This window comes from Butyricicoccus sp. (genome assembly GCF_050872565.1).
Classification (GTDB): Bacteria; Bacillota; Clostridia; order Oscillospirales; family Butyricicoccaceae; genus Butyricicoccus_A.
The window spans coordinates 1-6,418 of record NZ_JBNMHC010000114.1 but is presented as its reverse complement, the minus strand read 5'-3'; the positions used below and the strand labels follow the sequence as shown (position 1 = coordinate 6,418).

Sequence of the window (6,418 nt, the reverse complement as noted above, 5' to 3'; positions counted from 1 at the left end):
GTTGTGGGGGCATCGGCGCAATCCGGTTGGATATGCACAGGAAATCGAACGGTTTGATGTAAAATTGGGCGAGCTGCTGCCGCTGCTTCGAGAGGATGACTTGTTAATTCTGACTGCAGATCACGGAAATGACCCGATACACACAGGCACCGATCATACTCGTGAGCGCGTACCGTTTATCGCGTATTCTCCGTCTATGAAAGAGGGAAGAAAGTTGGAAGAACAGCCGACATTTGCTGTGATTGGCGCGTCCATTCTAGATAATTTCGACTTGCACATGCCGGAAAACACCATCGGAACGTCTATTTTGTCCGAGTTATTGTAATCATTACAGAGAGGGGAAAACGCTTGCAGAGGGATTTTATTACCGTATTGACGGAAAAAGATGTCAATATTGTGACGGATGAAACACTTCGCGAAATAAAGCGGCATGGAACCGAGCGTTTTCCGTTTCAATATTACAAAGAACACTTTAACTGGAGCAGATTGGAAGCCGTGGAATGGCATTGGCACCGAGAGTTGGAATTTGTTGAAATTTTGCAAGGTGCGATAGAATGCCATATTGGAGATGAGACCATTGTATTACATGAAGGAGATACATTTATCATCAATAGCGGCGTGATTCATAAATATCAAGCACCGCAAAAATATCGGGAAGAGCAATGTGTTTTTTCAGATATTTTGTTTTTGCCAGAGATGATTGCACCAAGTTCTTCTCTGATTTATGAAAAATATGTTCGTCCGATTGTACAGCACGGAAAGCCGTTTCTTGTCATGCATCAGACAGAGAGTTGGGAGCGGGAAGTGTGCGAATTATATCACCATATTGTGACCATTTGTCTGGCTGAAAATGATTTGACGGAATTGCGTATTCAAGCGGGAATTTCGGAGCTGTGGGCGAGATTATTTCATGTGTTGTATCGAGAAGAGACAGAACAATGGGAAAATAAAAATATACTGGCGCAGGCGCGGCTGCGAAAGATGATGCAGTTTATTTGGGATCATTTTGCCGAAAAAATCACATTGGATGATATTGCTCATTCGGCAAATATTAGTAAGAGTGCGGCACTGCGTTGTTTTCGTTCAGGTATGCAGACGTCGCCGGTCGGCTATTTGAATGATTATCGCCTGCATCGAGCCAAAGAACTGTTGTTGGCCTCACATGGCACCGTATCGGACATTGCGGTTTCAGTAGGATTTGACAATGTGGGATATTTTGACCGCGTTTTTCGCCGTGCCTTTGGCTTGACACCAAAACAGTTTGCCAAGCAAGGAAAACTAGAGAGGAGCGTCTGACATGACACAAGAAGAATACAGCAAGGCTGCTGCGTATTGGACGGAAAAAGAAGCGACATCCAAACAGATGGACAGAGATGCTTTATGGAAAGCGATAGAGACGTATATTCAGGCAAATAATACCTGTGCTCTGGCGACGGGAAGCGGTGAATTTGTGCGCTGCACACCGATTGAATATACCTATTATGACGGGGCATTCTGGATGTTTTCCGAGGGCGGCTTGAAGTTTCAAGCCTTGGCACACAACAAACAAGTATGTTTGGCGATTTTTGACAGCTATCAAGGATTTGGAAAGCTTAACGGAATGCAGGTTTCCGGTGTGGCACAGCTGATTGATTCGGATTCGGATGAATTTCGCAAGGCGGCGCGGCACAAGAATATTCCCGATGCAGCATTGGAAAAAGTTGCGCACATGCTGCATTTAATTAAGATCACACCGACACGTATTGATTTTCTTAGTTCCAGGTTTAAGAAAGATGGTTTTGATTCTAGACAGCACTATGAATTTTGAGACAATATAACAGAAAGGCCGCAGAAATGCGGCTTTTCAAAAAAGTAATAGTTACTGTTTTCTAACTATATGCATTGAGAGGACAACCGGCAATGATAGATATGATTTATCACAATGAAGATTCACCGATCTCTTGCTTGCTTGGACAGACGGGCGGCTTTGAAAATGCCAATGGAAACGGAGAGATACATTGCTATCGTTTTTTTGATGGTGTCAGTATTATGCTGATGCAGCTGGAAATGCAATCTTATACGGAGATACGCACACAAATTGGGACGTTAGAGATCAATTTTTGCGTGAATGGACGCTTTGAAACAGGATTTTCTCTGCGGGATCATGTGCTGCTAAAACCGGGAGATATGGCCATCAGCTGCTATGATGGGCTTCACGGCGCAAAATCTATGTCCTATTTTCCACTGGGATATTACGAAGGCATTTGCTTGGAAATAAATCCGGCAGCCGCAGAAAACTGGATGCGGCGCAATACACCGGCATTTTCTGTAGATTTTGCCGCATTGAAGCAAAATCTTTTGGGTGAAAAGTGGTATAGGATTGGCTCGGCGGGCCCTCGATGTGAGCACGTATTTCGAGAGTTATATGAAAACACGGCTTATTTTGATTTTCCGTATCTTCAGCTCAAGGTCATAGAACTGCTGATGTTACTCAGCCGCATTCCGAGAAGCGAGCAAAACGGATTATATCATTCCAATTATCAGATTGAACGGATTCAGCATATTCGCGACCATCTATTGACCAATCGAGACAAGTATGTTTCTCTGTCTCAGCTTGCCGCAGCGCATGATATTTCGGTTTCTCATCTGCAAAAGCTTTTCAAGCAGATTTATGGAATGCCTATCTATCACTATATCAGAGAGTATCGCTTAGAACAGGCATCTGTTGAGCTGACAACGAGCGGCAAACGCATTACGGAGATTGCGCAGGATGCCGGTTATGACAATGCCAGTAAATTTACAGCAGCTTTTAAAAACCGGTATGGCATGACACCTTCGCAATACCGCGCCAAAGCAAGTGAATCGTCAAAACGGAGTATTCAAACCAAAATGGGCTAGTACAATGACCGCAGGTATGCTATACTGCTTCGTAGTTAGCTGAAACTAATTGTATTCACAATCAGGAGGTAATGTATATGTACAAAAAAATTCTTTCATTAATGCTGGGTCTCACTTGTCTGCTCTCTGTGTGCGCCTGCGGTCAGACGGATACCAATGCACCAGCGGCAGACACCGGTTCTGCAACGACTGCAGTAGTTGGTTCTGCAGAAGCAAATTCCGATTCCTCAGATTATCTATCCCAAATTAGCGGGACGTATATCGAATTGTTCCCTGAAATGTCCAAAGAAGAATACCGTCAGCTGTGGCTGGACGCTGCCGCGCCGTTAGTCGGAGAAGAAAATGCTGCCTCCGCAACGGATAAGCTGCTCAGCATGTGCACCGCAGAGTCGTACGGCGCAGATGTCGCAGAGCAGTATGCAGCTGACCCGAATAACGCCCGTTTCGACTGCTACTTTATCGGCGGTGTGAAGAAGTTTGTCATGAACGGCGACACGATTACCGGTCTTGATGAGCAGGGAAACGAGATATTCTCTCATACCTATCAGAAAATCGATGTGGAAAACGAAAACAACTTCATCTTCTATCAGAGTAAGGATAAAGACGCTGGTCAATTTACCTATTTTGCCTTTACGCCGGACACAATGGAAACCACGTATCATTTGGAATTCCGTTATGCTGAGAATCTTGACGATTTACAGAGTTGGTTTGAAGGAAATTACGCGTATTGGAATGCCGCTGCTATCTCGGCAGATTATACCGAACAGACCATGCATGATGTCATTGCGTTGTTTGCTTCCGAAAATCTTTCTGATAAACAATAAAAGAAGGTGTTTTTCTTGAAAAAGCAATCCAATTTATCGAGACTGATGGGTTATGCCGGAGGCTATCGCTATTTTACCTATGCTTCTTGGGTATTGTCTGCCATTAGCGCAATTGTTGAACTGATTCCGTTTTGGTATATCTGGAAGATTCTAAATGATGTGCTCACTGTTGCGCCGGACTACGCTGCTGCGCAAAATCTGCCGCATTACGGTTGGATGGCTGTCATTTTTGCCATTGCCTCGTTTTTCATCTACATTGTTGCGCTGTTGTGCTCGCATCTTTCTGCGTTTCGTGTCGCGACGAATATGCGTTTGGCAGCGGTAGAGCATATGGTGAAACTGCCGCTCGGCTTTGTTGACAGCTTCGGCAGCGGCAAACTGCGCAAGATCATCAACGACAGCACTGGTGCGACAGAAACGTATCTTGCCCATCAGCTGCCCGATCAATATGCCGCGTTTGCAACACCGGTCGGTCTGCTTGTGCTGTTGTTGGTCTTTGATTGGCGGCTGGGTCTGCTCAGCCTTGTTCCGGTTGCACTCGCTTTTGTCATTATGTCGACAATGACAGGAGAACGCATGGCAGAAAAAATGCGGCAGTATAGCAACGCACTGGCAGCCATGTCCAATGAAGCTGTGGAATATGTGCGTGGCATTCCAGTGGTCAAGACCTTCGGACAGTCTGTTTTCTCATTCAAAAAGTTCAAAGGGACGATTGATGAATATGAAAAATGGGTTGTTGCCTATACCAAAGAGCTTCGCATTCCTATGATGCTGTATACCGCAGCGATCAACGGCGTATTTGCGTTTTTGATTGTTGGTGCCATCGTGCTTACCAAAGGAGGCATAACACAAGAATTTCTACTGAATCTGTTGTTTTATATTATTATCACACCGGTCATTTCTCTGACTTTGACAAAAATCATGTATATGAGTGAAAACAACATGATTGTTGTTGATGCACTCGAACGTGTTGACAGTGTGCTGAATGCACAGCCGATGCCGGAAAACACTGTCCCATCACATCCTTCCGATGCATCCGTGCAGTTGGAGAATGTTCGATTCAGCTATGACGGAACCACAGATGTCATTCGTGATGTTTCGCTCTCTATTTCGGCCGGACAGACAGTTGCATTTGTCGGTGCATCCGGTGGCGGCAAATCCACTTTAGCGGGTCTGATTTCCCGTTTCTTCGATGTAAAAAGCGGCAGCATTAAAATCGGCGGTGTAGATGTCCAGGATATTTCTAAAGATGAGTTGATGAATACTGTATCGTTTGTATTCCAGAACAGCAAATTGGTCAAGGCTTCTATTTTGGATAATGTAAAAATGGGAAAGCCGAATGCATCTGAACAGGAAGTCCTGGCAGCGTTGCAAGCTGCACAGTGCACAGATATTATTGAAAAGCTCCCAAATGGTGTGCATACGATTATCGGAACCAAGGGAACGTATCTCTCCGGCGGAGAACAGCAGCGTATTGCTATTGCCCGCGCTATGCTGAAACATGCACCGATTTTGATCTTGGATGAAGCAACAGCCTTTGCCGACCCGGACAATGAAGCCAAGGTACAGAAAGCTTTTGCCGAACTCGCAAAGGGAAAGACTGTCATTATGATTGCACATCGTCTGTCTACGGTTGCAGATGCCGACTGTATTTATGTCGTGGAAGATGGAAAAATTGCAGAATCCGGTAAGCCGGATATGCTGCGCCGAAAAAATGGTTTGTTTGCAAAAATGTGGCAGGATTATCAGGCTTCTGTTGCATGGAAGGTTGCAAAGGAGGGATAACTTATGATAAAACGGATTCAACATGCAACCGCCAGCTCCAGTGAAGGCGCGGTTGGCTTGATAAAAGGTGTGATTGCCTGCACATTTCAAGATATTGCATTCATGCTTCCGGTATCTCTTTTATATTTTCTCGTTGCTGATATACTGAATGGTACGGCATTGCGCAGTCGAATCGCTTTTTACGTCGTTGGCTGTATGGTATGCTTTGCTGTGATTCTCATTACCACATGGTTTCAATACAACAACACATACTTTACTACGTATGAAGAGAGCGGAAAACGCCGCCTGCAACTGGCAGAACGTCTTCGTAAGCTTCCATTATCCTTTTTTGGAAAGAAAGATCTTGCCGACTTGACCAGCACGATTATGGCGGACTGCGAAGTGTTGGAAAAGACCTGCTCACACTTCATTCCGGGACTTTTTGGTTCTCTCCTTTCTACGGTGCTGATTGCACTTGGACTGTTTTTCTTTGAGCCGCGCATGGCATTAGCTGCACTGTGGGTGATTCCAGTGTCTATTCTTATTGTGTTGCTAAGTTATAAGGTACAGGATCGTGTACAGGCAAAAACAATGTCGGTAAAAATGACATGTGCCGACGGCATTCAAAAATATATTGAAGCCCTCCGTGATTTAAAGGCCAATAATGCGGAACAGGCATATTTGACTGGACTATCTCAAAAGATTCGTGATGTGGAAAAGCATTCCATCACTGCGGAACTGACCAATGCTGTGTTTGTGACCTCTGCCGGAATGGTATTGAAGCTGGGTATCGCGTCGGTTGCACTCACCGGTGCTGTGCTGCTGATAAATGGCGAGATCAGTGTATTGACATTGTTTATGTTTTTGCTTGTTGCTTCCCGTCTGTATGACCCGATGCAGAGCGCCTTACAAAATCTTGCGGCGGTGATTTCCATGCGAACGAATGTTGGACG

At 45.0% G+C, this 6,418-nt stretch carries 6 protein-coding genes and 1 pseudogene; all 7 read left to right on the top strand.

Annotated elements, in window-relative coordinates; genetic code table 11:
* Window positions 1-325, top strand: a pseudogene (locus ACR0P9_RS06210) (phosphopentomutase); the annotation flags it as partial.
* 23 nt (window positions 326-348) lie between these two features.
* Window positions 349-1,296: an AraC family transcriptional regulator gene (locus ACR0P9_RS06205; RefSeq protein ID WP_432618339.1), complete on the top strand. Its 948-nt coding sequence runs from the start codon at window positions 349-351 to the stop codon at window positions 1,294-1,296.
* 1 nt (window position 1,297) lies between these two features.
* Complete coding sequence (locus tag ACR0P9_RS06200; RefSeq protein WP_432618337.1) at window positions 1,298-1,807, top strand: pyridoxamine 5'-phosphate oxidase family protein; 510 nt, start codon at window positions 1,298-1,300, stop codon at window positions 1,805-1,807.
* Between the two features lie 92 nt (window positions 1,808-1,899).
* Complete coding sequence (locus ACR0P9_RS06195; protein WP_432618335.1) at window positions 1,900-2,877, top strand: helix-turn-helix transcriptional regulator; 978 nt, start codon at window positions 1,900-1,902, stop codon at window positions 2,875-2,877.
* 77 nt (window positions 2,878-2,954) lie between these two features.
* Entirely contained in the window at window positions 2,955-3,701 is a 747-nt protein-coding gene (locus ACR0P9_RS06190; RefSeq protein WP_432618333.1) for a hypothetical protein, read from the top strand.
* A 15-nt stretch (window positions 3,702-3,716) separates the two neighbouring features.
* Complete coding sequence (locus ACR0P9_RS06185; RefSeq protein WP_432618331.1) at window positions 3,717-5,486, top strand: ABC transporter ATP-binding protein; 1,770 nt, start codon at window positions 3,717-3,719, stop codon at window positions 5,484-5,486.
* Window positions 5,487-5,489: 3 nt separating this feature from the next.
* Window positions 5,490-6,418 (top strand): ABC transporter transmembrane domain-containing protein (locus ACR0P9_RS06180; protein WP_432618329.1); only part of this gene is annotated, 929 nt, incomplete at its 3' end.

Coding starts and splice junctions, on each gene's coding strand:
- ACR0P9_RS06190 (WP_432618333.1), top strand. CDS start 2,955: ATGTACAAAAAAATTCTTTCATTAATGCTGGGTCTCACTTGTCTGCTC.
- ACR0P9_RS06195 (WP_432618335.1), top strand. CDS start 1,900: ATGATAGATATGATTTATCACAATGAAGATTCACCGATCTCTTGCTTG.
- ACR0P9_RS06200 (WP_432618337.1), top strand. CDS start 1,298: ATGACACAAGAAGAATACAGCAAGGCTGCTGCGTATTGGACGGAAAAA.